Origin of the sequence: Streptomyces sp. NPDC001194, from assembly GCF_042896985.1 — a bacterium.
In the GTDB taxonomy this organism is placed as follows: Bacteria; Actinomycetota; Actinomycetes; order Streptomycetales; family Streptomycetaceae; genus Streptomyces.
Genome location: NZ_JBIAXU010000001.1, coordinates 200,414 through 223,229, shown reverse-complemented (window position 1 = coordinate 223,229; position 22,816 = coordinate 200,414). Strand labels below are relative to the sequence as shown.

The 22,816-nt window shown below is 71.5% G+C and carries 21 protein-coding genes and 2 tRNA genes; 14 read left to right on the top strand and 9 right to left on the bottom strand.

The window, feature by feature from the left end:
* Positions 1–68 precede the first annotated feature (68 nt).
* From ACFY1T_RS01085 to ACFY1T_RS01070, 4 genes are all read left to right on the top strand, one after another.
* Entirely contained in the window at positions 69–707 is a 639-nt protein-coding gene (locus tag ACFY1T_RS01085) for a M48 family metallopeptidase (RefSeq protein WP_390786462.1), read from the top strand.
* 194 nt (positions 708–901) lie between these two features.
* On the top strand, positions 902–2,590 hold the full coding sequence (locus ACFY1T_RS01080; protein WP_390786461.1) for a TerD family protein: 1,689 nt from the start codon (positions 902–904) through the stop codon (positions 2,588–2,590).
* A gap of 29 nt (positions 2,591–2,619) precedes the next feature.
* Positions 2,620–3,300, top strand: coding sequence for an AIM24 family protein (locus ACFY1T_RS01075; RefSeq protein ID WP_030859421.1), 681 nt, complete (start codon positions 2,620–2,622; stop codon positions 3,298–3,300).
* A gap of 17 nt (positions 3,301–3,317) precedes the next feature.
* Positions 3,318–4,073: an AIM24 family protein gene (locus tag ACFY1T_RS01070; protein ID WP_030859419.1), complete on the top strand. Its 756-nt coding sequence runs from the start codon at positions 3,318–3,320 to the stop codon at positions 4,071–4,073.
* Positions 4,074–4,148: 75 nt separating this feature from the next.
* Here the strand turns inward: ACFY1T_RS01070 and ACFY1T_RS01065 are convergent, their stop codons facing one another.
* Together ACFY1T_RS01065 and ACFY1T_RS01060 are read right to left on the bottom strand one after the other, a co-directional pair.
* A complete protein-coding gene (locus tag ACFY1T_RS01065; protein ID WP_390786460.1) occupies positions 4,149–4,673 on the bottom strand; it encodes an NUDIX hydrolase in 525 nt (174 codons plus the stop codon).
* Positions 4,670–6,151 carry a zinc-dependent metalloprotease gene (locus tag ACFY1T_RS01060; protein ID WP_390786459.1) on the bottom strand — a complete coding sequence of 494 codons (1,482 nt, stop codon included), beginning with the start codon at positions 6,149–6,151 and terminating at the stop codon, positions 4,670–4,672. Before ACFY1T_RS01060 ends, ACFY1T_RS01065 begins: the two co-directional genes overlap by 4 nt.
* A gap of 192 nt (positions 6,152–6,343) precedes the next feature.
* Here ACFY1T_RS01060 and ACFY1T_RS01055 point away from each other — a divergent pair, with 192 nt between their 5' ends.
* The 4 genes from ACFY1T_RS01055 (at position 6,344) to ACFY1T_RS01040 (ending at position 9,732) form a co-directional block, all read left to right on the top strand.
* Entirely contained in the window at positions 6,344–7,498 is a 1,155-nt protein-coding gene (locus ACFY1T_RS01055; RefSeq protein ID WP_390786458.1) for an SDR family oxidoreductase, read from the top strand.
* A 174-nt stretch (positions 7,499–7,672) separates the two neighbouring features.
* Positions 7,673–8,134, top strand: coding sequence for a molybdenum cofactor biosynthesis protein MoaE (locus ACFY1T_RS01050; RefSeq protein WP_030859412.1), 462 nt, complete (start codon positions 7,673–7,675; stop codon positions 8,132–8,134).
* Positions 8,135–8,325: 191 nt separating this feature from the next.
* On the top strand, positions 8,326–8,523 hold the full coding sequence (locus tag ACFY1T_RS01045) for a hypothetical protein (RefSeq protein WP_390786457.1): 198 nt from the start codon (positions 8,326–8,328) through the stop codon (positions 8,521–8,523).
* Between the two features lie 117 nt (positions 8,524–8,640).
* A complete protein-coding gene (locus ACFY1T_RS01040; RefSeq protein ID WP_390786456.1) occupies positions 8,641–9,732 on the top strand; it encodes a PDZ domain-containing protein in 1,092 nt (363 codons plus the stop codon).
* A 30-nt stretch (positions 9,733–9,762) separates the two neighbouring features.
* On the opposite strand, the gene ACFY1T_RS01035 is transcribed toward ACFY1T_RS01040, so the two are convergent.
* On the bottom strand, positions 9,763–10,329 hold the full coding sequence (locus tag ACFY1T_RS01035) for a PPA1309 family protein (protein ID WP_390786455.1): 567 nt from the start codon (positions 10,327–10,329) through the stop codon (positions 9,763–9,765).
* 152 nt (positions 10,330–10,481) lie between these two features.
* On the opposite strand from ACFY1T_RS01035, the gene ACFY1T_RS01030 reads away from it, so the two are divergent.
* The 4 genes from ACFY1T_RS01030 (at position 10,482) to ACFY1T_RS01015 (ending at position 15,741) form a co-directional block, all read left to right on the top strand.
* On the top strand, positions 10,482–13,358 hold the full coding sequence (locus ACFY1T_RS01030; protein WP_390786932.1) for a UPF0182 family protein: 2,877 nt from the start codon (positions 10,482–10,484) through the stop codon (positions 13,356–13,358).
* 62 nt (positions 13,359–13,420) lie between these two features.
* A tRNA-Met gene (locus ACFY1T_RS01025) sits at positions 13,421–13,494 on the top strand.
* Between the two features lie 238 nt (positions 13,495–13,732).
* The gene (locus ACFY1T_RS01020; RefSeq protein WP_390786454.1) at positions 13,733–15,580 is read left to right on the top strand and encodes a tetratricopeptide repeat protein; all 1,848 of its coding nucleotides are present in this window, start codon (positions 13,733–13,735) and stop codon (positions 15,578–15,580) included.
* Between the two features lie 87 nt (positions 15,581–15,667).
* Positions 15,668–15,741, top strand: a tRNA-Met gene (locus ACFY1T_RS01015).
* Positions 15,742–15,896: 155 nt separating this feature from the next.
* Here ACFY1T_RS01015 and ACFY1T_RS01010 read toward each other — a convergent pair.
* Complete coding sequence (locus ACFY1T_RS01010) at positions 15,897–16,313, bottom strand: Fur family transcriptional regulator (protein WP_030859402.1); 417 nt, start codon at positions 16,311–16,313, stop codon at positions 15,897–15,899.
* A 147-nt stretch (positions 16,314–16,460) separates the two neighbouring features.
* On the opposite strand from ACFY1T_RS01010, the gene ACFY1T_RS01005 reads away from it, so the two are divergent.
* Positions 16,461–17,912, top strand: coding sequence for a catalase (locus ACFY1T_RS01005; RefSeq protein ID WP_390786453.1), 1,452 nt, complete (start codon positions 16,461–16,463; stop codon positions 17,910–17,912).
* A 59-nt stretch (positions 17,913–17,971) separates the two neighbouring features.
* On the opposite strand, the gene ACFY1T_RS01000 is transcribed toward ACFY1T_RS01005, so the two are convergent.
* Both ACFY1T_RS01000 and hisN read right to left on the bottom strand, forming a co-directional pair.
* Positions 17,972–18,367 (bottom strand): cyclic nucleotide-binding/CBS domain-containing protein, encoded by a 396-nt coding sequence (locus ACFY1T_RS01000; protein ID WP_030859397.1) that lies wholly within the window; start codon positions 18,365–18,367, stop codon positions 17,972–17,974.
* Positions 18,368–18,522: 155 nt separating this feature from the next.
* Positions 18,523–19,329 (bottom strand): histidinol-phosphatase, encoded by an 807-nt coding sequence (gene hisN / locus ACFY1T_RS00995; RefSeq protein WP_030859396.1) that lies wholly within the window; start codon positions 19,327–19,329, stop codon positions 18,523–18,525.
* A 150-nt stretch (positions 19,330–19,479) separates the two neighbouring features.
* Here hisN and ACFY1T_RS00990 point away from each other — a divergent pair, with 150 nt between their 5' ends.
* Complete coding sequence (locus ACFY1T_RS00990) at positions 19,480–20,052, top strand: TetR/AcrR family transcriptional regulator (RefSeq protein ID WP_390786452.1); 573 nt, start codon at positions 19,480–19,482, stop codon at positions 20,050–20,052.
* Here the strand turns inward: ACFY1T_RS00990 and ACFY1T_RS00985 are convergent.
* The 3 genes from ACFY1T_RS00985 to aroA form a co-directional block, all read right to left on the bottom strand.
* Positions 20,018–20,341: a multidrug efflux SMR transporter gene (locus tag ACFY1T_RS00985; RefSeq protein WP_030225858.1), complete on the bottom strand. Its 324-nt coding sequence runs from the start codon at positions 20,339–20,341 to the stop codon at positions 20,018–20,020. The two genes, ACFY1T_RS00990 and ACFY1T_RS00985, sit on opposite strands and share 35 nt — an antisense overlap.
* 90 nt (positions 20,342–20,431) lie before the next feature.
* A complete protein-coding gene (gene rsgA / locus ACFY1T_RS00980) occupies positions 20,432–21,442 on the bottom strand; it encodes a ribosome small subunit-dependent GTPase A (RefSeq protein WP_132756627.1) in 1,011 nt (336 codons plus the stop codon).
* 9 nt (positions 21,443–21,451) lie between these two features.
* On the bottom strand, positions 21,452–22,801 hold the full coding sequence (gene aroA / locus ACFY1T_RS00975) for a 3-phosphoshikimate 1-carboxyvinyltransferase (protein ID WP_390786451.1): 1,350 nt from the start codon (positions 22,799–22,801) through the stop codon (positions 21,452–21,454).
* Positions 22,802–22,816 lie beyond the last annotated feature (15 nt).

Here is a 22,816-nt window from a genome sequence, read left to right as displayed (position 1 = left end):
GAAGAGTGCCCGCCCGCCGCATTCCGTGCGTCCGTTTGTCCACAGGCAGGTCCTATCAGGCATATGAGATGGAGAAAGCGGGTGCTTCCCGTGCCGCCTTCGAATCGCTCACGTTCGAACCGTGGAGCGTGAGGACTTCGGGCAGGCGAGCGGGTACGGTCTTGGGCGTGTCCGCCGACCCACAGCAGCGCGCCGTCGAAGTCCGCCGCAGCGCGCGCCGCCGCAGGACCGTATCGGCCTACCGCGAGGGCGACCGTACGGTCGTCCTCATCCCTGCCCGGATGTCCGAGGCCGAGGAGCAGCGCTGGGTGGGGGTCATGCTGGACAAACTGGCCGCGCAGGAGAGCAAGCGCACCCTGGGGGACGCGGAACTCACCGAGCGCGCGGAGCGTTTGTCCGACCAGTACCTCGGCGCCCGCGCCCGCCCCCGCTCGGTCCGCTGGGTCACCAACCAGAACACCCGCTGGGGCTCCTGCACCCCCGCCGAAGGCAGCATCCGGCTCTCCCACCGCCTCCAGGGGATGCCGGAGTACGTCGTCGACTACGTGCTGCTCCACGAGCTGGCCCACCTCCTCGTGCCCGGCCACGGCCCCCGCTTCTGGGAACTGCTCGAGGCCTACCCGCGCACCGAAAGGGCCCGCGGCTACCTGGAGGGAGTGGTCGCCGCCGAGCGCCTCCCCAAGGTGCCCGCGGCCCGCGAGGAATGATCCGCCCCGAGATCCCGCCCGGGCCCGGTCCCCGAGGTCCCGCCCCGACCCCGTCCCGAAGGCAGTCCCGCGCACCCCGGGCGCCCGACGTCTCGATATGTACCGGGTCGGTACCGACTTGGCCGGATGTCGGCGGATGCGGCTAGCCTGAGCGGCACGCAAATCACTGTCGGGATGGGGGACGGTCGTTACGTATGGCCAGGGAATTCCAACGCGGTCACAAGGCCAAGATCAGCGATCTGACGGCAGGCACGGATCTGTACGTGGGCGTGCAGGTCGCCGGTCCGGGACTCGCCTTCGACATCAGCTGCTTCGGCCTTGACGCCAACGAGCAGCTCTCGGACGACCGGTACTTCGTCTTCTACAACCAGCCGAAGTCGCCGGAGGAGTCGATCCAGCAGCTCGGTGCCCAGGCCGGCGACACCGAGTCCTTCCGGGTGACGCTGGACCGCGTCCCGGCGGGCATCCACAAGCTGTCCTTCACCGCCACGATCGACGGCGCCGGACAGATGTCGCAGATCGGACCGGGCTACATCCGGATCGTGGCCGGCGGCGAGGAAGTCGTCCGGTACTCCTTCACGGGCGCGGAGTTCAGCACCGAGCGCGCGGTCATGCTCGGCGACTTCTACCTCAAGGACGTGTGGCGCTTCGCCGCCGTGGGCCAGGGCTTCGACGGCGGGCTCGCCGCGCTGCTCAAGAACTTCGGCGGCGAGGTCGCCGAGGAGGACGAGCAGCCGGCGGCGCAGCAGCAGGCCGCGGCCCCGGCCCCGGCCGGCGCCGCGCCGGGATTCGCCCCGCCGCCGCAGGCCGCCGCTCCGGCGCCGTCGTTCGGCGCCCCGGTCCAGGCCCCGCAGGCACCCCAGGCCCCGTACGTCCCACAGCCCGCGCCCGCGCCGGCCCCCGCCCCGCAGTACCAGCAGCCCGCCCCGCCGCCGGCCCCGGTGCACTCGGCCCCGACCATGGTCGGCCCGATCACCACCCCGCCGGCCCCCGCCCCGTACGGTCAGCCGCCGCACGCCCCGCAGCCGCCCGGCCCGCCCTCGTACGGCCAGCCGCCGCAGCCCTCGTACGGCCAGGTGCCCGGCTACGGCGGCCAGGTCCCGCCCCCCGCCCCGGCTCCCGCCCCCTACGGCCAGGTCCCCGGCCAGCAGCCGCCCCCGTACGGCCAGCAGGTCCCCGGCCAGCAGCCCGGCTACGGCCAGGGCGCCCCGCAGGCCGCCGGCGCCGGCCTCGCCGCCGCCCTCCAGCCGTACAAGGAGGTCCCCACGGGCACCCGCTGGACCTCGCAGAACCAGCAGCTCATGCGGGTCGACCTGGCGATGGGCGGCCAGCCCGTCCTCGCCCGCCAGGGCAGCATGGTCCTCTACCAGGGCAAGGTCGACTTCAGCTACAAGGGCGCCGGCTTCGCCGGCCGCATCGTGGGCAACGCCACGGGCCAGGAGATGCAGCTGATGCGCTGCAGCGGCCGCGGCCAGGTCTTCCTCGCCGAGAACGGCGCCCACCTGCACGCCATCGAGCTCCAGGGCGACGGGATCTGCGTCTCCGCCGAGAGCGTCCTCGCCTTCGACGAGTCCCTCCAGCACGAGGTCCGCCGCATCGAGGGCCACGGCATCCCCGGCGGCGCCCTGTTCACGATGTTGTTCCAGGGCTCCGGCACGGTGATCGTCAAGACGCACGGCACGCCCGTCGTCCTGCCCGTCACCCCGACCACCTTCGCCGACAGCAACGCCATCGTCGCGTGGTCGGCGGCCTCCCAGGTGATCGTCTCCAGCCAGGTCCGGCTGCGGCGCAACGCCTACCCCGGCCACAGCGGGGAGACCGTGAACCTCCAGTTCCGCGGCGCTCCCGGCAACTTCATCGTCGTCCAGCCGTACGAGGTCTGAGGGAGCCCCACATGAATGCCATGAACGCTATGAACCAGCAGCTCGCGGGCTACGCCCCCACCCCCGTCACGGCCCGCATGGAGAACCACGGCAAGGCCATGCTCAAGGTCGCCATGCAGAGCGGCCAGGACCTCTTCGCGCGCACCGGATCGATGGTCGCGTACGAGGGCTTCGTCCAGTACGAGCCCAACCCGCCGGCCCTGCGCCAGATGGCCTCCCAGTGGCTCACCGGCGAGGGCGCCCCGCTGATGAAGTGCACCGGTGACGGCCTGCTCTACCTCGCCGACTACGGCGCCGACGTCGTCGTGATCAACCTCAACAACGACGCGCTCTCGGTCAACGGCACCAACCTGCTCGCCTTCGACGCCCACCTCCAGTGGGGCGTCGAACGGGTCAAGGGCATGGCCAAATTCGCCGGCCAGGGCCTGTTCAACGTACAGATCTCGGGCACCGGCTGGGTCGCCATCACCTCCCGCGGCACCCCGATCGTGGTCGACTGCGGCCGGGGCGACGACGAGACGTACGTCGACCCGGACGCGCTCGTCGCCTGGTCCCCGAACCTCAAGGTGAAGGGCAAGCGCAGCTTCAAGGCCTCGTCGATGATCGGCCGGGGCAGCGGGGAGGCCTACCAGATGGCCTTCTCCGGCCAGGGCATCGTCGTCGTACAGCCCAGCGAGGACAGCACCGACCGGCTCCGGACCCGGGGCTGAGGGGGAGCGGACACATCATGCAGAGCTCACTTTTCGGCCACGCCGAGCAGCAGTCCCAGGAGCGGTACGCCGTCCAGAACCCGCAGCTGCTGCGGGTCACCCTGGCCGGCTCCGACGACGTGCTCGCCCGCAAGGGCGCCATGGTCGCCTACCAGGGGATCATCGACTTCGACGGCGAGTACCAGAGCACCACGCAGCGCACCGCCCGCGCCCGCACCGGCGAGGGCCTCGACCTGATGCGCTGCTCCGGGCAGGGCACGGTCTACCTGGCCAACCTCGCCCAGTACGTGCACGTCGTGGACGTGGACCAGGACGGCCTCACCGTCGACAGCAGCTACGTGCTGGCCCTGGACTCCACCCTCCACACCGAGGCCATCGCGGTGGACAGCCAGTACGGGATCTCCGGCTCGGGCAAGTACCAGCTCAACATCACCGGCCGCGGCAAGGTCGCGCTGATGACCTCCGGGCAGCCGCTGATGATGCAGGTCACCCCCGACAAGTACGTCAACGCCGACGCGGACGCGATCGTCGCCTGGTCCACCTCGCTGCGCGTGCAGATGCAGGCCCAGACGCACTCCACCGGCGTCTGGCGGCGGCGCGGCAACACCGGCGAGGGCTGGGAGCTCAGCTTCCTGGGCACCGGCTTCGCGCTGGTGCAGCCGAGCGAGGTGCTGCCGCCGCAGAACGCCCAGCTCGGGCAGGGCATGGCCGCGCAGTACGGGATGGGCCAGCACGGCGTCCAGGCCCAGAACCAGAACAACGCCTGGAACTAGCGAGCCCGGACGGGTACGCGCAAGGGGCGGCTCCGCGGGATGCGGGGCCGCCCCTTCCGGGCTGTCCGAGGGGCGTCAGAGCCGCGCCCGGGTCGCCTCCATCAGCCGTACGACCGAGGTGTCGGCCGCCGCCGCCACCTCCTCGTACGCGAACCAGCGCAGGTCAAGCGACTCCTCGCTGATCTCCGCCACCGCGTCGGCCGGAGCCAGCGCCGCGTACTGGACGTCCAGGTGCCAGTTGCACGGCGCCGGGATCGGGTGCCGGTCCAGCCGTACGGGGCCGCCCGGAAGCAGGGTCAGCCCCGAGGCGATCCCCGACTCCTCGACGGCCTCGCGCAGCGCGGCTCCCGCGAGGGTGGTGTCCTCGGGCTCGCAGTGGCCGCCCATCTGCAGCCAGATGCCGAGCTTCTTGTGCAGGGTCAGCAGCACGCGCCCGCCCGCCGGGTCGATGACCAGCGCGCTGCCGGTGACGTGCCCGGCCTGGCAGGGCTTGTACATCCCGTCCGGGTGGGCGGCCAGGTGCTCCAGATAGAGATCGCGCAGCTCGGGCTGGCCCTCGTACTCCTTGAGGACCAGGACCGCGTCGTCGTAGAGGCTCACTTCTTCGTTTCACCCTCACCGTCGGAGCCGTCGGAGCCGTCGGAGCCGCCGGAACCGGCTTCGCCCTCGGGGCCCTGTCCGCCCTGCTCGCCCTGCGTGCCCTGATCGCGCTTCTGCGCGGCCTCGCCGAGCATCTTGTCGATCTCGGAGAAGTCCAGCTGCTCGCGGTGGACGAACCCGTCCGGGTCGTCCAGGTCGGAGGCCGTCGGCAGCATGTCCGGGTGCTCCCACAGCCCGTCGCGGCCGTCCACGCCGCGCGCGTCGGTCAGCGAGGCCCACAGCCGCGAGGCGTCGCGCAGCCGGCGCGGGCGCAGCTCCAGTCCGACCAGCGTCGCGAAGGTCTGCTCCGCCGGGCCGCCCGAGGCCCGCCTGCGGCGCATGGTCTCGCGCATGGCGTCCGCCGAGGCCAGCCGGGGCTTGGCCGCCTCGTGCACGACCGCGTCCACCCAGCCCTCGACCAGCGCGAGCGCCGTCTCCAGGCGGGCCAGCGCGGCCTTCTGCTCGGGGGTGTCCTGCGGCTGGAACATGCCGCCCTGGAGCGCCTCCTGCAGCTGCTCCGGGTTCGACGGGTCGAGCTGGCCGACCACGTCCTCCAGCTTCGAGGTGTCGACCTTGATGCCGCGCGCGTACCCCTCGACCGCGCCGAACAGGTGCGAGCGCAGCCACGGCACGTGCGCGAAGAGCCGGGCGTGGGCCGCCTCGCGCAGCGCCAGGTACAGCCGCACCTCCTCGGCGGGGACGCTCAGGTCCTTGCCGAAGTCCTCGATGTTCAGCGGCAGCAGGGCCGCCTTGCCGGCCGGGCCCAGCGGAAGCCCGATGTCGGTCGAGCCGACGACCTCGCCCGCGAGGGTGCCCACGGCCTGGCCGATCTGCTGGCCGAACATGGCCCCGCCCATGGAGCGCATCATGCCGAGCAGCGGGCCCGCCATGGCCTGCATCTCCTCGGGCAGCACGCCGCCCATGGCCGCGCCGACGCGCTCGGCGACCGGGTCGACGAGCTCCTTCCACACCGGGAGGGTCGCCTCGACCCACTCGGCGCGGCTCCACGCGACGGCCGTGGTCGCGCCCGAGGGCAGCGAGGTCACGCCGTCCAGCCAGTGGTCGGCGAGGCGCACGGCCTCCTCGACGGCGGACTTCTCGGCGACGCCGACGCTGGTGTCCTTCACCCCGTCCGCGGTGCCCTGGGCGACGGTCTGGCGGGCGATGTCCTTGGCCATGTCCCAGTTCACGGGACCGCCCTCGTAGCTGAGCATCTGCCCGAGCTGCTGGAAGGCCGCGCCCAGGTCGTTCGGGTTCATCGAGCCGAACATCGCCGCGAACGGGTTGTCCGCGCCGCCGGCGCCGCCCGGCAGGCCCATGCCCGGGAACCCGAACGGATTCGGGCCGCCCTGACCGCCCTGATTGCCCTTCTTCTTGCCTTCGTCGCCGTTCTCCGGCTCCTCCGGCGGAAGGCCGAATCCGAATGGGGTGTCGCTCACGGGTTTCCTCGGCTCGTAGGGCCGCCGGCGGGAGCCGACGGGAAATGGTCCGACAACACCACCCAGCGTAGACACCTGACCCGCTTCCGGGCTCGGTGCTCCGCCGACTCCTGGGCTGCGGCAGGATGGACATCACCTGGTGGGTACGCGTCACGACGCGTCCCCACTGAAGACAACCGCTGGAGACGCCTGGTGAGTTCCCCAGATCCACAGGTTCGCGCGCCGCACGACGCCGAAAACCGCCCTGAGCACGGTGAGAGCGCCCACGGCGTTCGCCGGCCGCGAAACCAGGCTGCACGAGGTCCCGTGATCGCCGTGACCGGCGCCGCCTCCGGGGTCGGAGCGGCCCTGGTGGCCCGCCTGGCCGCATCCGACGAGGTCAAGCAGGTCGTGGCGATCGACGAGCGGCGCGGCGAGTGTGCCGCCGCGCAGTGGCACGTCCTGGACGTGCGCGATCCCGCGATCGCCGAGAGACTGCGCGGCGCCGACGTGGTCGTCCACCTGGCGCTGGACCTCGACCTGGAGACGGATCCGGCCGCCCGTACGGCGTACAACGTCCGCGGGACCCAGACCGTGCTGACGGCGGCCGCGGCGGCCGGGGTGCACCGGGTCGTGCTGTGCACGTCCGCGATGGTCTACGGGGCGCTGCCGGACAACGACATCCCGCTGTCGGAGGACTCCGAGCTGCGCGCCACGGCCGAGGCGACGGGCGTCGGCGACCTGCTGGAGATCGAGCGGCTGGGCCGGCGGGCGCCGCGGGCGCACCCCGGTCTGAACGTGACGGTGGTCCGCCCGGCGGTCCTGGTCGGCGGTACGGACACGGCGCTGACCCGCTACTTCGAGTCCCCGCGGCTGCTGGTGGTGGCCGGATCCCGGCCGACCTGGCAGTTCTGTCACGTGGAGGACCTGGTCAGCGCGCTGGAGTACGCCGCGCTGGAGAAGGTCGAGGGCGAGCTGGCGGTGGGCTGCGAGGGCTGGCTGGAGCAGGAGGAGGTCGAGGAGCTGAGCGGCATCCGCCGCATGGAGCTCCCGTCGGCGGTCGCGCTGGGCGCGGCGGCACGGCTGCACCGGATCGGCCTGACGCCGTCCCCGGCGGGCGACCTCGCGTACACGATGCATCCGTGGGTGGTCAGCGTCAGCGGGCTGCACGCGGCCGGCTGGCGGCCGCGCTGGACCAACGAGGAGGTGCTGGCCGAGCTCCTCCAGGAGGTCGCGGGCCGGCACACCGTCGCGGGGCGCCGGCTGGGCCGCAAGGACGCCACCGCGGCGGGGGCCGCGGGCGCGACGGTCGCCCTCCTCGGCGCCGCGGCGGTGGTCCGCGCCGCCCGCCGCCGCCGCGGCCTCTGACCCGCCCGGACCGGGGCCCGGCTCCGGGCTTCGGACCGGCCTCCCGGCCCCCGGCCGCCCGTCGGGGCGGCCGGCTCCGGGCCCCGGTCCTGTAGGAGGCTCCATACGCGTGGGTCGTACAGCCGGTCGAATCGGCTATACCGCGATGTGAGACCGGTGGTGCACGATGGCTGCATGGCACCGCACTTCGACCACCCCGGCGAGCAGGCCGCTCCGGACCCGATCCGGCTGCTCGAGATCCGCGAGACCCCGCTCTCGATAGACGAGGTCTTCAAGGCCGTCGGCGACGACGCCACGGGCGGCACCACGCTCTTCGTCGGCACGGTGCGCAACCACGACAGCGGGGCCGACGTCGACGCGCTCGGCTACTCCTGCCACCCGACGGCCGAGGCCGAGATGCGCCGCGTCGCCGAGCGCGTGATCGCCAAGTACCCGGTCCGCGCCCTGGCCGCCGTCCACCGCATCGGAGACCTGTCGGTCGGCGACCTCGCGGTGGTCGTGGCCGTCTCCTGCCCGCACCGCGGCGAGGCCTTCGAGGCCTGCCGGATGCTGATCGACGACCTGAAGCACGAGGTCCCGATCTGGAAGCACCAGACGTTCTCCGACGGCACGGAGGAGTGGGTCGGAGCCTGCTGAGGGCCTTCGGAGGAACGGGCCGGGGCCTGCCGGGCCGCGTCCGGCACCCCCGCGCGCGGGGTGCGCGGGCCGAACGGGTACTGTCCCACCCGTTCGGCCGCGCAACACGCCCTCGATTTGCGTAACCCCTTTCCGGGCACGAGCGTTGAAGCCACCAACGACACGTACTTTCGGGGCAGGGAGGCACGTCCATGGCGTCATTGGCGTGGTTGCTGATTCCGCTGTTCGCCGCCGTCGGAGCGGCGATATGGGGCAGCTGGGCGGCTCGCGACCGCACGCAGGGCGACATATCCGAACTCGCGGGATACGCGAGGTTCCGTGAAGCCATGGACAAGGCCGATCAGGCCAGGGTGAAGGAAGCGGCCCATTCCGGTTCCGACGCGGTGTGACGCGTCCCGGGCGAGGCCCCCAGGCCCTCTGAGAATCCCCTGAGAGTTTCCGCGGGCGCCCCCCGTACGGACCGGCCCCGGCGGCCGCCCGTCTGGGCCGTCACGTACTGTCGATCCATGCCACGCCGCACTGCGACGATGCTCGCCTCCACCCTCATGCTGTTCGCGCTGCTCTGCGCAGGGGTGTTCATCAAGGTCCCGTACTCGGAAATGAGCCCGGGCCCGACGGTGAACACGCTCGGGGACTCGCGCGGCGAGCCCGTCATCAGCATCGCGGACCACAAGACGTACCCGACCAGCGGGCACCTCAACATGACGACGGTCCGCGTCACCGGCGCCGACTACGACATGAACCTGCTGGAAGCCGTCTACGGCTGGCTGTCCGACGACAACATCGTCGTCCCGCACGAGAACCTCTACCCGGGCGGCAAGACGGAGGAGCAGTCCACCCAGGAGAACGCGGAGGAGTTCAGCCAGTCGCAGGAGAGCGCCAAGGTGGCCGCCCTCAAGCAGCTGGGCACGCCGGGCGTCACCACCCGCGTCGTGGTCTCCACCGTCGTCAAGGGCAGCCCCGCCGAGGGCAAGCTGCACGCAGGCGACGTGATCCGGGCGGTCGACGGCAGCCCGGTGGTCGCCCCCGAGGACGTGGCCAAGCTCGTCACCAAGCGCAAGGCCGGCGAGCAGGTGGAGTTCACCATCGTGCCGGCCGCCGAGGCCGCCGAGGCCGAGAAGGCGCACCGCGAGCCCACCGGCTCGTCCAAGGTCGTGATCACCACCGCCAAGGCGGAGGGCGACGGGCACGCCATCGTCGGCATCCGGGCGGGCACCGACCACACCTTCCCGTTCAACATCGACATCAAGCTGGCCGACGTCGGCGGCCCGAGCGCGGGCCTGATGTTCGCCCTCGGCATCGTCGACAAGCTCACCCCCGGCGACCTGACCGGCGGCAAGTTCGTCGCGGGCACCGGCACCATCGACGACGCGGGCAAGGTGGGACCCATCGGCGGCATCCAGATGAAGACGATCGGCGCCCGCCAGGCCGGCGCCCAGTACTTCCTGACGCCCGCCGAGAACTGCGGTTCCGCCTCCGAGCACGTCCCCGACGGCCTGACCCTGGTCAAGGTCGCCACCATCGACGACGCCGCGAAGGCGCTGGAGAAGATCGGCAAGGGGGACACGGCCGGGCTGCCGCGGTGCGACAAGCCCTGACCGGTCCGCCGCCCCGTCCGGAGCCCGGGATCAGTCCAGGAACGTGGCGGCCAGCGCCTCGGCCAGGCCCGGGACCAGGCTCGCGCCGGTCAGCACCTCGGTCGACGAGTCCTTCTCGCGCAGCCGTACCGCCGACTCCCGCGACCCGTCGCGCAGCACGCCCACGGTGAGGCGCACCTCCTGCCGGTCCGGGTGCGCGGCGACCCACTTGGCCAGCTGCTTGTCGCCGAGCCCCTCCGGTACGGAGGCCTCCGCGGACGGCGGCAGCATCAGCCGCTCCACCGTCAGCGCGCAGCCCACGATCGACGGGGGCCAGGCGATGGTTCCCAGGAACTTGTCCAGCGGCATTCCCTTCGGCACCTCGTCCTGCTCGATCGGGGTGAGCTGGCTCTTGCCCGCGTCGTCCTGGTCGAGGCCGAGCTGGCCCGCGAGGCGCGGCTCCGACTTGCGCAGCTTGGCGGTGTCGACGAGCGCGAACAGCCGGGCGGGCTTGTCCCAGCCGAGGGAGGAGGCGTACTCGTCGATCTCGAGGACGGCACGCGTCAGGGGGGTGGCGGCCATCGGCGTGCCGCCCTGGGAAGGCGAAAGGTTGGACATGGACAACATCCTGCCTCCTTTCCACCCGATAACGGGAACTGACTAAAGCCTCAGTAAGTTGCATGAGTGGGCCCTACCATCGGGGGCCCAGCTTTTGAAATGTCCCGCAACGAGACTCAGCGACTTTCGAGGTGCGCACCTTGGCTTTCCAGATGCCGGACCGCGGCGGAGGCCCCTCCGGGCCACGGATGAGAGTCGGCCGCCCCTCCCGGCGCGCCCGGACTCTTCTGATGACCTTGGGCGTGCTGGCCGTCCTGGCCATGGCGTTCATCATGTTCGCGGGCTTCTGGACGGACTGGCTCTGGTTCCGGTCCGTGAAGTACTCGACCGTCTTCACCACCACCCTGTGGACCAAGATCGGCCTCTTCGCCGTTTTCGGCCTGCTGATGGCCGGTGCCGTCGGGTTCAACATCTGGCTGGCGTACCGGCTGAGGCCGCCGCTGTCCGCGATGTCGATGGAGCAGCAGAGCCTCGACCGCTACCGGATGAGCGTCGCCCCGTACAAGAGGTGGCTGCTCCTCGGGATCGCGGCGCTCGTCGGCATGATCGCGGGCGCCTCGGCGGCGGGCCAGTGGAAGACCTGGCTGATGTACGTGAACGGGGTGCCCTTCGGGCAGAAGGACCCCCAGTTCCACCTGGACGTGTCGTTCTACACCTTCGACCTGCCCTGGTACCGCTTCCTGCTCGGCTTCGGCTTCGCCGCCGCCGTGCTGTCGGTGATCGCCGCGGTCGTCGTCCACTACCTCTACGGCGGACTGCGCGTGACGAGCCCGGGCGCCCGGGCCACCGCCGCCGCGACCGGGCACCTGTCGGTGCTGCTCGGCTTCTTCGTGACGCTGAAGGCGATCGCGTACTGGCTCGACCGCTACGGCCTCGCCGTGAAGTCCAGCGACTTCAAGGCCGCGGACAACTGGACCGGCCTGCGCTACGTCGACGCGAACGCGTACCTGCCGGCGAAGACGATCCTCGTCGCCATCGCCGCCATCTGCGCCGCGCTCTTCTTCGCGACGCTGTGGCGCCGCACCTGGCAGCTGCCGGTCATCGGCTTCGGCCTGATGGTGCTCTCGGCGATCCTGATCGGCGGGCTGTACCCGGCGATCGTGCAGAAGTTCCAGGTCCAGCCGAACGAGCAGGCCAAGGAATCGCCGTACGTCGAGAAGAACATCAAGGCCACGCGCGACGCCTACGGGATCGACCAGGCGGACGTCAAGGACTACCCGGGCGTCCCGCAGACCGAGGACAAGACCAAGCTGCGCGAGGCGGCCAACACCACCGCCAGCGTCCGGCTCCTCGACCCGAACATCGTCTCCCCGGCCTTCCAGCAGCTCCAGCAGGTCAAGGGCTACTACGCCTTCCCGTCCACGCTCGCCGTGGACCGGTACAGCGGCCAGGACACGGTCATCGGGCTGCGCGAGCTGAACATCGGCGGCATCCCGAAGAACAACTGGATCAACGACCACTTCAAGTACACGCACGGCTACGGCGTGGTCGCGGCCAAGGGCACCACCGTCAAGGACGGCGCCCCCGACTTCACGCAGTCCGACCTGCCCTCCAAGGGCATGTTCGGCACGGACTTCGAGCAGCGCATCTACTACGGCGAGCAGACGAAGCAGTACTCGATCGTCGGCGGGCCGCAGAAGGAGCTCGACTACTCGGACGACAAGGGCGAGAAGGAGACGAGCTACAAGGGCGACTCCGGCGTCAACCTCGACAACCCGGTCAACCGGGCGGCGTACGCGCTCGCGTTCAGCGAGCCGCAGATCCTGTACTCCGGCGCCATCGGCGACGGATCGCGGATCCTCTACCACCGCACGCCCAAGGAGCGCGTCGAGGCCGTCGCCCCCTGGCTGACCATCGACGGCGCCCCGTACCCGGCGGTCGTCGACGGCCGGATCAAGTGGATCGTCGACGCGTACACGACGACCAACGGCTACCCGTACGCCTCGCGCACCACGCTGGGCCAGAGCACCGCGGACTCCCTCACCAACAGCCAGCGTGCCGTGGTGGCGCAGGAGAACCAGGTCAACTACATCCGCAACTCGGTCAAGGCCACCGTCGACGCGTACGACGGCACGGTCGACCTGTACCAGTGGGACACCGCGGACCCCGTCCTCAAGACCTGGATGAAGGCGTTCCCGGGAACGGTCAAGCCCAAGAGCGACATCTCCAAGCCGCTCATGGACCACCTGCGCTACCCGCAGGACCTCTTCAAGGTCCAGCGCGAGCTGCTCACCCGGTACCACGTGACCGACCCGCAGACCTTCCTCAGCGGCAGTGAGGCCTGGGCCGTCCCGGACGACCCGACGACCAAGGCCGGCACGGCGGTACCGCCGTACTACCTGTCGATGAAGATGCCGGGACAGAAGGAGAAGGACCAGGTCTTCTCGCTCACGACGACGTTCACGCCGAACGAGCGGGACAACCTGAGCGCCTTCATGGCGGTCAACGCCGATCCGGGCACCCCGGACTACGGCAAGATCAGAATCCTGAAGCTGCCGACCAGCAAGCCGGTCGACGGCCCCAAGCAGGTCCAGAGCAAGTTCCAGTCGGAGCCGAAGATCGCCGAGTCGATCCGGCTGCTGCGCGGCGGCGACTCCGAGGTGGAGTACGGCAACCTGCTCGCGGTGCCGCTCGACGGCGGAATGCTGTACGTGGAGCCGGTGTACGTGCGCAGTTCGGGGCTGAAGTACCCGCTGCTGCGCAAGGTGCTGGTGACGTACGGGAACCAGACGGCGTTCGAGGACAGCCTGGAGAAGGCGCTGAACGTGGTCTTCGGGGCGGAGGCGCCGACGGTGCCGACGACTCCGGTGACCCCGCCGGGCGAGGGCACCACCACGCCCCCGACCGCCACGGACCCGACGGTCAAGACGGCGCTCGACGACGCGAAGAAGGCGATCGAGGCAGCCGAGAAGGCCCGCCAGGCCGGTGACTGGGCGGCCTTCGGCAAGGCGCAGGACGACATCAAGGCGGCGCTGCAGCGGGCGATCGACGCGGAGGCGAAGCTGACGGCCCCGAAGCCCGGTACCTAGACGGAAAGGGTGCCGCTTCGGTAATGGCTCAGTCCCGCGTCGTGATACTGTGGTTTCACCGACGCGGGGTGGAGCAGCTCGGTAGCTCGCTGGGCTCATAACCCAGAGGTCGCAGGTTCAAATCCTGTCCCCGCTACTGAAGATGAAGGCCCGGATCCATGGGATCCGGGCCTTCGTCATGTCCTGGATCATCAGGTCGTTCGTCATGTCCAGGGGGACACGCGGGGGTCATGAGATAGCTGAGACGGGTGAGTTGGGGTGGGAGCGTGTTTGACTTATCTCTCTGTGGGCATGTCGACAAAACGCTGTAGTGACCTCACAGGCTGCGACATACCAGGTGTACGCGGGTAGCAGGTGATGCGACGATGGGATTTATGGGGGACAGGTCAACTCTGCTGGAGACAGGGCGGTTTGTGAGGGCGGAAGTCGAATCGGGCGCAGAGGCCAACGAGGAGGCTCCGGTCGTTAACGCGCAGACCGCACTGACCGATGCGGATTTCGCGGAAGAAATGTTCGCCGAGACGGACCCGGCGAGCGACACCGAGCTGGAAGCACGGCACCGGGTCGCGGCCGACCGGGGGGACCCGGGCGCGATGAGCGTGCTCGGGGCGCTGCTGCTGCGCCGCGGCGACCTGGCCGGCGCCGAGCCGTACCTGCGCGGCGCCACCGCGGAGGGGGACCGCGCCGCCGCGAACAACCTCGGCGTGCTGCTGCTCCAGCGCGGCTACCCCGAGGAGGCCGCCGGCTGGTGGCGCGTCGCCGCCGTGGCCGGATCCGCCCCGGCCGCACACGCCCTGGGCCGCCACTTCCGCGAGCGCGGGGACGAGCCCGCCGCCGAGTACTGGCTGCGCCAGGCGGCGGAATCCGGCCATGCCCTGGGCGCGTACGGGCTCGCCGACCTGCTGGAGCACCGGGGTGACAAGGGCGTCGAGCGCTGGCTGCGCCAGGCCGCGGAGCAGGGGCACCGCGAGGCCGCCTACCGCCTGGCCCGACACCTGCGCAAGGGCGATCCGGCCGAGGCCGAGCAGTGGTACCGGCAGGCCGCCGCGCGCGGCCACCGCAGGGCCGCCCTGCACCTGGGCGCCCTCCTGGAGGCGCGCGGGGAGCTCAAGGAGGCCGGGCGCTGGTACCTGACCTCCGCGAAGCAGGGCGAGGCGCGGGCCGCGTGCGCCCTCGGCTTCCTGCTGCGCGACGCCGGCGACGAGGAGAGCGCCGTCGCGTGGTGGAACCGGGCCGCGCAGGACGGGGACGGCAACGCCGCCAACGCGCTGGGCGCCCTGCACGCCGCGCGCGGCGAGACCCAGACCGCGGAGAAGTGGTACCGCACCGCCATGGACGCGGGCGACCAGAACGGGGCGTACAACCTTGCTTTGCTGTGCGCCGCACAGGAGCGGACCGCGCAGGCCGAGCAGTGGTACCGGCGCGCGGCCTACGCCGGCCACCGGGAGGCCGCCAACGCCCTCGCGATCATGCTGCTGCAGGTCGGCGACGCGGCCGGCGCCGAGCCGTGGTTCTCGAAGGCGGCCGAGGCGGGCAGCGTGGACGCCGCGTTCAACCTCGGGATCCTGTTCGCGAGCCGGGACGAGGACCGGACGGCGCTGAAGTGGTACGAGCGGGCCGCGTCGGCGGGCCACACCGACGCCGCGCTCCAGGTCGGCATCGCGCTGGTCCGCGACGGCGAGGACCGGGCGGCCGAGCGGCACCTGCGCTGCGCCGCGGGCGGCGGCAGCGCGGAGGCGGCGTTCCGGCTGGCCTCGCTGCTCGAATCGCTGGCCCCGCCGCCGGAGCCGGTGGCGTTGGGCGAGCCGGCCGGCGGCGCCCCGAAGTCCGAGAGCGAGGAGTGGTACGAGCGGGCCGCGGAGCTGGGGCACCGGCGCGCGCAGGTGCGGGTCGGGATGCTGGCGGCCGCGCGGGGCGACCTCGCCGTCGCCGCCCGGTGGTACCGGGAGGCGGCCGAGGCCGGCTCCCGCAACGGGGCGTTCAACCTCGGGCTGCTGCTGGCGCGCGAAGGGAACGAGCCGGAGGCCGCGCTGTGGTGGACCCGGGCCGCGGTGGCGGGCCACGGCCGGGCGGCGCTGCGGCTGGGGCTGCTCGCCGCGCGCCACGGGGACCTGGCCGAGGCGCAGAAGTGGTGCGTGCGGGCCATGGAGCTGGGCCCGGCGGAGGTCTCCGAGCGGGCGGCCCGGCTCCGCGAGGCCCTGGCGGAGGAGCTTTCCGCCTGATGCCCCGGTTCCGCGGCTCCGCCGAGCCGCGGAACGTTAAGCGATTTGCATCTGTGGGGTGGCGTCACGTAAAGTCGTGTTTACCGACGCGGGGTGGAGCAGCTCGGTAGCTCGCTGGGCTCATAACCCAGAGGTCGCAGGTTCAAATCCTGTCCCCGCTACTGAAGGCCGAAGGCCCGGATCCTCTGGATCCGGGCCTTCAGTCGTTTCGAGTAGTGAACGGCATGGACGAAGGGCCCGGGAGCATCGCTCCCGGGCCCTCCTTCGTCCGTCGTGACGCGCCGGTCGGCACGCGCCGGTCGTCACACGTCCGCCGTCAGGCCCCCGCGCAGGCCGGGCACAGCCCGCGGTACGTCACCTCGACCGCCGACACCACGAACCCGAAGCGCTCCGCGTCCGGCAGGTCGGCCATCGGATTGCCCGCCGGGTGCACGTCCCGGATCGCGCCGCACTGCGCGCACACCAGGTGCTGGTGGGGCTTGTGGGCGTTCGGGTCGTAGCGCTTGGCCCGACGGTCCGTGGAGACCTCCAGGACCTCGCCGAGGGACACCAGCTCGCCCAGCGTGTTGTAGACGGTGGCGCGCGAGATCTCGGGCAGCTTGTCCACCGCGCGCGCGTGCACCTCGTCGGCCGTCAGGTGAACGTGGTCACCGTCGAGCACCTCGGCCACGACACGCCGCTGTGCGGTCATGCGCCATCCGCGTCCGCGAAGTCGTTCCAGCAGGTCACTCATGGACACCAGCCTAACAGCGAGGGATTCGGTGTAACTCCCGAACCTGTGCGGACTTGGAACCTTACTTGACCTAGACAAAGTCCATTGTAGGATCGAATCGACAGGGCCGAGGACAGGCACACGGCAGGAACGACGCAGGAGGCGCACGTGACGCAGGGACCGCTCACCACGGAGGCCGGGGCTCCGGTCGCCGACAACCAGAACAGCGAGACGGCCGGCGTCGGTGGCCCCGTCCTGGTCCAGGACCAGCTGCTCCTCGAGAAGCTGGCCCACTTCAACCGCGAGCGCATCCCGGAGCGCGTGGTGCACGCCCGCGGCGCCGGCGCGTACGGCACCTTCACGCTCACCCGTGACGTCTCGCAGTGGACCCGGGCGAAGTTCCTGTCCGAGGTCGGCAAGGAGACCGAGACCTTCCTGCGCTTCTCCACCGTCGCGGGCAACCTCGGCGCGGCCGACGCGGTGCGCGACCCCCGTGGCTGGGCGCTGAAGTTCTACACCGAAGAGGGCAACTACGACCTCGTCGGCAACAACACCCCGGTGTTCTTCATCAAGGACGCCATCAAGTTCCCGGACTTCATCCACACCCAGAAGCGCGACCCGTACAGCGGCTCGCAGGAGGCGGACAACGTCTGGGACTTCTGGGGTCTGTCGCCCGAGTCCACGCACCAGGTGACCTGGCTGTTCGGCGACCGCGGCATACCGGCGTCCTACCGCCACATGAACGGCTACGGCTCGCACACGTTCCAGTGGAACAACGAGGCCGGCGAGGTCTTCTGGGTCAAGTACCACTTCAAGACCGACCAGGGCATCAAGAACCTCACCCAGGCCGAGGCCAACGCCCTCGCCGGCGAGGACTCCGACTCGCACCAGCGCGACCTGCGCGAGTCCATCGAGCGCGGCGAGTTCCCGACCTGGACCGTGCAGGTCCAGATCATGCCGGCGGCCGACGCGGCGGAGTACCGCTTCAACCCGTTCGACCTCACCAAGGTGTGGCCGCACGAGGACTACCCGCCGATCGAGATCGGCAAGCTGGAGCTCAACCGCAACCCGGAGAACGTCTTCGCCGAGGTCGAGCAGTCGATCTTCTCCCCGGCGCACTTCGTCCCCGGCATCGGCCCCTCCCCCGACAAGATGCTCCAGGGCCGCCTCTTCGCGTACGGCGACGCCCACCGCTACCGCGTCGGCATCAACGCCGACCACCTGCCGGTGAACCGTCCGCACGCCACCGAGGCGCGCACCAACTCGCGTGACGGCTTCCTGTACGACGGCCGCCACAAGGGCGCGAAGAACTACGAGCCGAACAGCTTCGGCGGCCCGGCCCAGACCGACCGCCCGCTGTGGCAGTCCGTCCCGGTCACCGGCGGCACGGGCAACCACGCCGCCCCGGTCCACTCCGAGGACGACGACTTCGTCCAGGCGGGCAACCTCTACCGCCTGATGTCCGAGGACGAGCAGGCCCGTCTGATCGAGAACCTGTCCGGCTTCATCGCCAAGGTCTCCCGTGACGACATCGCCGAGCGCGCGATCGGCAACTTCCGCCAGGCGGACGCCGACTTCGGCAAGCGGCTCGAGGCCGCGGTCCAGGCCCTTCGCGGCTGACGGGACCCGCTCGCCGAGAGTTGAAGGGCCGGACCCCGACGGGGTCCGGCCCTCCGGCTCTACGCCGGTACGGTGCTGCGCCGGGCCGGTACCCAGCAGCGGATCACGTCGCGTACGGACACGATGCCGACGGGGCCGCCGTGCTCCAGCACGATCAGATGGCGGAAGCCGCCGCGGACCATCGCCTCGGCGGCCTCCTGGACGGTGGCCTGCGGGGTGCAGAACACCACGTTGTTGGTGGTGTGCGCGCCCACGTTCTCCCGGTCGGGATCGTGTCCCGCGCCGATGGAGTTGAGGATGTCGCGCTCGGTCAGGATGCCGATGCCGCTGTGGTCGGGATCGAGGACGACTGCTGCGCCGACCCGTCGGCCGGACATCAGGCAGGCCGCCTGCCTGAGGGTGTGGGCGGGTCCGAGGGTGAGGATCACGGTGCTCATGGCGTCGCGGACGAGCATGAAAGGAGCCACCTCCTGGGGAGAGTCCTCCGCGCACTTAGAGAAGGTCTTCACAAGCGCACAAGCGGAGGAGTCTCAGATTCCCATGGGTACGGAGGGTCATCAAGAGGGCGCACCCGGTTGTCCGGATGCAGGAACCGTACGGCTCGCGCGGCTCAGGCGCGCGGGCGCAGCCACCCCAGCATCTCCTCGTGCAACAGCCCGTTCGAGGCGGCCGCGTTCCCGCCGTGTACGCCCTCCACGCCGTCCAGGTCGGTGAACCGGCCGCCCGCCTCCTGGACCACGACCGCGATGGCCGCCATGTCCCACAGGTTCAGCTCCGGTTCGGCGCACAGGTCCAGCGAGCCCTCCGCGACCATCATGTACGGCCAGAAGTCGCCGTAGCCGCGGGTGCGCCAGCACTGCCGGGTCAGCTCCAGGAACCCGGCGAGCCGGCCCTGCTCCTCCCAGCCGCCCAGCGAGGAGTAGGCGAACGAGGCGTCGCCGAGGGAGCCCACCTTCGAGACGCCGAGCGGTACGGGCGCACCGCCCAGCGCACCGCCGGCGTACGCGCCCCGGCCCTGCGCCGCCCACCAGCGGCGGCCCAGCGCCGGCGCCGAGACCACGCCGACCACGGGCCGGAAGACCCCGTCGGAGCCCTCCTCCATCAGCGAGATCAGCGTCGCCCAGACGGGGACGCCGCGCACGTAGTTCTTCGTGCCGTCGATCGGGTCCACGACCCAGCGGCGCGGGCCGCTGCCCTGGAGCCCGTACTCCTCGCCCAGGATCGCGTCGGCCGGCCGCGCGGCTTCGATCCCGGCGCGGACGATCTCCTCCGCGGCCTTGTCCGCCTCGCTCACCGGGGTCATGTCCGGCTTCGTCTCGACCTTCAGATCGAGGGCGCGGAACCGCTGCATCGTGGCGGCGTCCGCCGCGTCGGCGAGCTCAAGGGCGAGGCGGAGGTCATCGTCATACTCGGGCATGCCCGAACAGTATCGGGACCGCCTGCGGGCGGCGAACGGCGTCCACCGTGCGACCCTCCGGCGCCCTTGACAGGATCTGTCGGTCCGTCAACTCTGGCGGGGGAGCCGAGCGGGGAATCGGAGCGGGGGAAGTCGAGCGGGGAGGCGCGCATGCCGGCAGCCCGGGAGTCCTTGCTGGAAGCGGCGGGAGCCGCGCTCTTGGCGCGCCCCTGGCCGTCCGTGCGGATGGTCGACGTGGCCGCGACCGCCGGGGTGTCCCGGCAGACCCTCTACAACGAGTTCGGCGGCAAGGCCGGGCTGGGCAGAGCCCTCGTGCGCCGCGAGGCCGACTGGTACCTGGAAGGGGTGGACCGGGTCCTGCGCTCCCCGGCCGCCGCGGCCGAGCGGCTCGCCTCGGTCGCCGAGTGGACCGTACGGGCGGCCCGCGCGCGTCCCCTCGTACGGGCGCTGCTGACGGGGTGCTGGGACGGGAACCTGCCGGTGCCGCCCGGGCAGGGCGTGCGGCCGGGAGTTCCGGCCCCCGGACCCGGGGAGCTGGCCCGGGCCGTCCGGGACCGTGCCTCGGCCACGCTCGGTCCGCAGGAGGGGGCGCAGCACTGCGAGCTCGCCGTGCGCCTGGCCCTCTCGTACGTGATAGCGCCGGGGGAGGAGCCGGGGCTCGGGGAGCTGATGCGGTTACTGCGCCTGCTCAGTGAGCCGAACCGGACAGCTGCAGGCCGATGACGCCCAGGATGACCAGCGAGATCGAGACGAGTTTGAGGGTCGAGACGAGGTCGCCGAGGAAGACCATGCCGTAGATGGCCGTTCCGGCGGCCCCGATGCCCGTCCACACCGCGTAGGCGGGGCCCACGTCCAGCTTCTTCAGCGCGAGCGTCAGCAGGCCGAAACTGCCCAGGGCGAAGCAGGCGAACGCGATGGTCGGCCACAGCCGGGTGAACCCGTGCGACAGCTTGAGGCAGACCGCGAAACCGGTCTCCAGGATTCCGGCGACGACCACCAGCAGCCAGGCCATGGCGAATGCCTCCCGCGTCAGGTGACGTCGTGTCACGTGGTGCGATTATGCATTTACCAGACCCGGTGGGTGGCAAACCCCGCCGGGCGATCAGTCTCCTTCGCGGCGCTCGCGGGTCTGCAGCAGCCGCCGCAGCGAGTACAGGCGCGCCGGATCGGCGTGGCCGTCCTCCACCCACTTGTCCAGCGCGCAGTCCTGCTCGTCGTGGCTGCAGGCCCGCGGGCAGCCCTCCGTACCGGGGACGAGGTCGGGGAAGGCCAGGATCACCCGGGACGGGTCCACGTGGTGCAGGCCGAAGGAGCGCACGCCCGGGGTGTCGATGACCCAGCCGTCGCCGCCGGGCAGCGGCAGCGCGAGCGCCGAGGTGGTGGTGTGCCGGCCGCGGCCGGTCACCGCGTTGACGTGCCCGGTGGCGCGCTGGCGGCCCTCGGCGACCAGCGAGTTCACCAGCGTGGTCTTGCCGACGCCCGAGTGGCCGACGAAGGCGGTGATCCGGCCGTTCAGGCGCTCGCGCACCCGGTCGGCCGCGTCGCCCGTCGCCAGCTCCTCGCGGTTGGTCACCACGTAGTTGAGGCCGAAGGTGGAGTAGATCTCCAGGATCTTGTCCGCGGAGGTCAGGTCCGACTTCGTGAGCACCAGCAGCGGCTCCAGGCCGGCGTCGTACGCGGCCACCAGACAGCGGTCGATCATCCGGGGCCGGGGCTCCGGGTCGGCCAGCGCCGTGACGATCGCCAGCTGGTCGGCGTTGGCGACGACCACCCGCTCGTACGGGTCGTCGTCGTCCGCGGTGCGCCGCAGGACGGACTTGCGCTCCTCGATCCGCACGATCCGCGCGAGGGTGTCCTTCTTGCCGGTCAGATCGCCGACGATCCAGACGCGGTCACCGACCACCGCCGCCTTGCGGCCCAGCTCGCGGGCCTTCATCGCGTGGATGGTGCGGCCGTCGACCAGGCAGGTCAGCCGGCCGCGGTCGACGGTCAGGACGAAGCCCTCGGCCGCGTCCTCGTGCTTGGGCCGGATGGTGGTCCGGGGCCGGTTGCCCTTGGGGTTGGGCCGCTGGCGGATGTCGTCCTCGTCGGTGTGCTTGCCGTACCTGCGCATGACGGGGCCCTACGCTCCCGCTACTCGCGCCGGCTGGCCGAGCATGTCGGCCCACATCTTCGGGAAGTCCGGCAGGGTCTTCGCGGTCGTCGCCACGTTCTCGATCCGCACGCCCTCCACCGCCAGGCCGATCACCGCGCCCGCGGTGGCCATCCGGTGGTCGTCGTACGTGTGGAACACCCCGCCGTGCAGCGGACGCGGGCGGATGTGCAGGCCGTCGGCGGTCTCGGTGACCTCGCCGCCCAGCCCGTTGATCTCCGCGGTCAGCGCCGCCAGCCGGTCCGTCTCGTGCAGCCGCAGGTGCGCCACCCCGCGCAGGGTGGAGGGGGAGTCGGCCAGCGCCGCGACGGCCGCGATGCCCGGGGTGAGCTCGCCGACCTCGCCCAGGTCCACGTCGATGCCGTGGATCTTGCCGCTGCCCGTGAAGACCAGGCCCGCGTCGGTCAGCTCGCAGGAGCCGCCCATCTCCGTGAAGATCCGGCGCAGCTCGTCGCCGGGCTGCGTGGTGCGGCGCGGCCAGTCGGGGATGGTGACCGTACCGCCCGTGATCAGGGCGGCCGCCAGGAAGGGCTGCGCGTTCGACAGGTCCGGCTCCACGACCACGTCACGGCCCAGCAGCGCGCTCGGCGCGACCCGCCACACGTTCGGCTCGCCGCCCGCCTCGGGGGTGTCGACCTGGGCGCCCGCCGCGCGCAGCATCTCCACCGTCATCCGGATGTGCGGCATCGACGGCAGGGTGGTGCCGGTGTGCCGGACCTCGACGCCCTGGTTGAAGCGCGGACCCGACAGCAGCAGCGCCGAGACGAACTGCGAGGAGTTGGAGGCGTCGATCTCGACGACGCCGCCCTCCAGCGCCCCGCCGCCCTGGACGGTCAGCGGCAGCGCGCCCCGGCCGTCGTCGTCGATGCGGGCACCGAGGGTGCGCAGGGCGCTGATGACCTGGCCGAGGGGGCGCTCGTAGGAGCGCGGGTCGCCGTCGAAGCGGATGTCGCCGGAGGCCAGGGTGGCGACGGGCGGCAGGAAGCGCATGACCGTGCCCGCGTTGCCGACGTCGACCGTGGCCGGGCCGTGCAGGGCGGCCGGGATGACCCGCCAGGCCTCGCCGCCGGAGCCGTCGCCGGAGCTGGAGGAGGCGGTCTCCTCGATGCCGACGCCGAGCGCGCGCAGGGCGTCCGACATCAGCTGGGAGTCGCGCGAGCGCAGCGGGCGGCGCACCCAGCCCGGCTCGGCGGCGAGGGCGGCGAGGACGAGGGCGCGGTTGGTGACCGACTTCGACCCGGGCACGGTGACGGTGGCGTGGACGGTGCCGTCGGCGAGCGGAGCGGGCCAGAGGGCGGGGAGCGCGGGGGTCTCGGTCATGGCCCCCACTTTAGT

What these genes read in the sequence shown, in the direction of transcription:
- ACFY1T_RS01085 (WP_390786462.1), top strand. Translation starts at nt 69, where the DNA reads ATGGAGAAAGCGGGTGCTTCCCGTGCCGCCTTCGAATCGCTCACGTTC.
- ACFY1T_RS01080 (WP_390786461.1), top strand. Translation starts at nt 902, where the DNA reads ATGGCCAGGGAATTCCAACGCGGTCACAAGGCCAAGATCAGCGATCTG.
- ACFY1T_RS01075 (WP_030859421.1), top strand. Translation starts at nt 2,620, where the DNA reads ATGAACCAGCAGCTCGCGGGCTACGCCCCCACCCCCGTCACGGCCCGC.
- ACFY1T_RS01070 (WP_030859419.1), top strand. Translation starts at nt 3,318, where the DNA reads ATGCAGAGCTCACTTTTCGGCCACGCCGAGCAGCAGTCCCAGGAGCGG.
- ACFY1T_RS01050 (WP_030859412.1), top strand. Translation starts at nt 7,673, where the DNA reads ATGGCACCGCACTTCGACCACCCCGGCGAGCAGGCCGCTCCGGACCCG.
- ACFY1T_RS01045 (WP_390786457.1), top strand. Translation starts at nt 8,326, where the DNA reads ATGGCGTCATTGGCGTGGTTGCTGATTCCGCTGTTCGCCGCCGTCGGA.
- ACFY1T_RS01040 (WP_390786456.1), top strand. Translation starts at nt 8,641, where the DNA reads ATGCCACGCCGCACTGCGACGATGCTCGCCTCCACCCTCATGCTGTTC.
- ACFY1T_RS01035 (WP_390786455.1), bottom strand. Translation starts at nt 10,329, where the DNA reads ATGTCCAACCTTTCGCCTTCCCAGGGCGGCACGCCGATGGCCGCCACC.
- ACFY1T_RS01030 (WP_390786932.1), top strand. Translation starts at nt 10,482, where the DNA reads ATGCCGGACCGCGGCGGAGGCCCCTCCGGGCCACGGATGAGAGTCGGC.
- ACFY1T_RS01020 (WP_390786454.1), top strand. Translation starts at nt 13,733, where the DNA reads ATGGGGGACAGGTCAACTCTGCTGGAGACAGGGCGGTTTGTGAGGGCG.
- ACFY1T_RS01010 (WP_030859402.1), bottom strand. Translation starts at nt 16,313, where the DNA reads ATGAGTGACCTGCTGGAACGACTTCGCGGACGCGGATGGCGCATGACC.
- ACFY1T_RS01000 (WP_030859397.1), bottom strand. Translation starts at nt 18,367, where the DNA reads ATGCTCGTCCGCGACGCCATGAGCACCGTGATCCTCACCCTCGGACCC.
- hisN (WP_030859396.1), bottom strand. Translation starts at nt 19,329, where the DNA reads ATGCCCGAGTATGACGATGACCTCCGCCTCGCCCTTGAGCTCGCCGAC.
- ACFY1T_RS00990 (WP_390786452.1), top strand. Translation starts at nt 19,480, where the DNA reads ATGCCGGCAGCCCGGGAGTCCTTGCTGGAAGCGGCGGGAGCCGCGCTC.
- ACFY1T_RS00985 (WP_030225858.1), bottom strand. Translation starts at nt 20,341, where the DNA reads ATGGCCTGGCTGCTGGTGGTCGTCGCCGGAATCCTGGAGACCGGTTTC.
- rsgA (WP_132756627.1), bottom strand. Translation starts at nt 21,442, where the DNA reads ATGCGCAGGTACGGCAAGCACACCGACGAGGACGACATCCGCCAGCGG.
- aroA (WP_390786451.1), bottom strand. Translation starts at nt 22,801, where the DNA reads ATGACCGAGACCCCCGCGCTCCCCGCCCTCTGGCCCGCTCCGCTCGCC.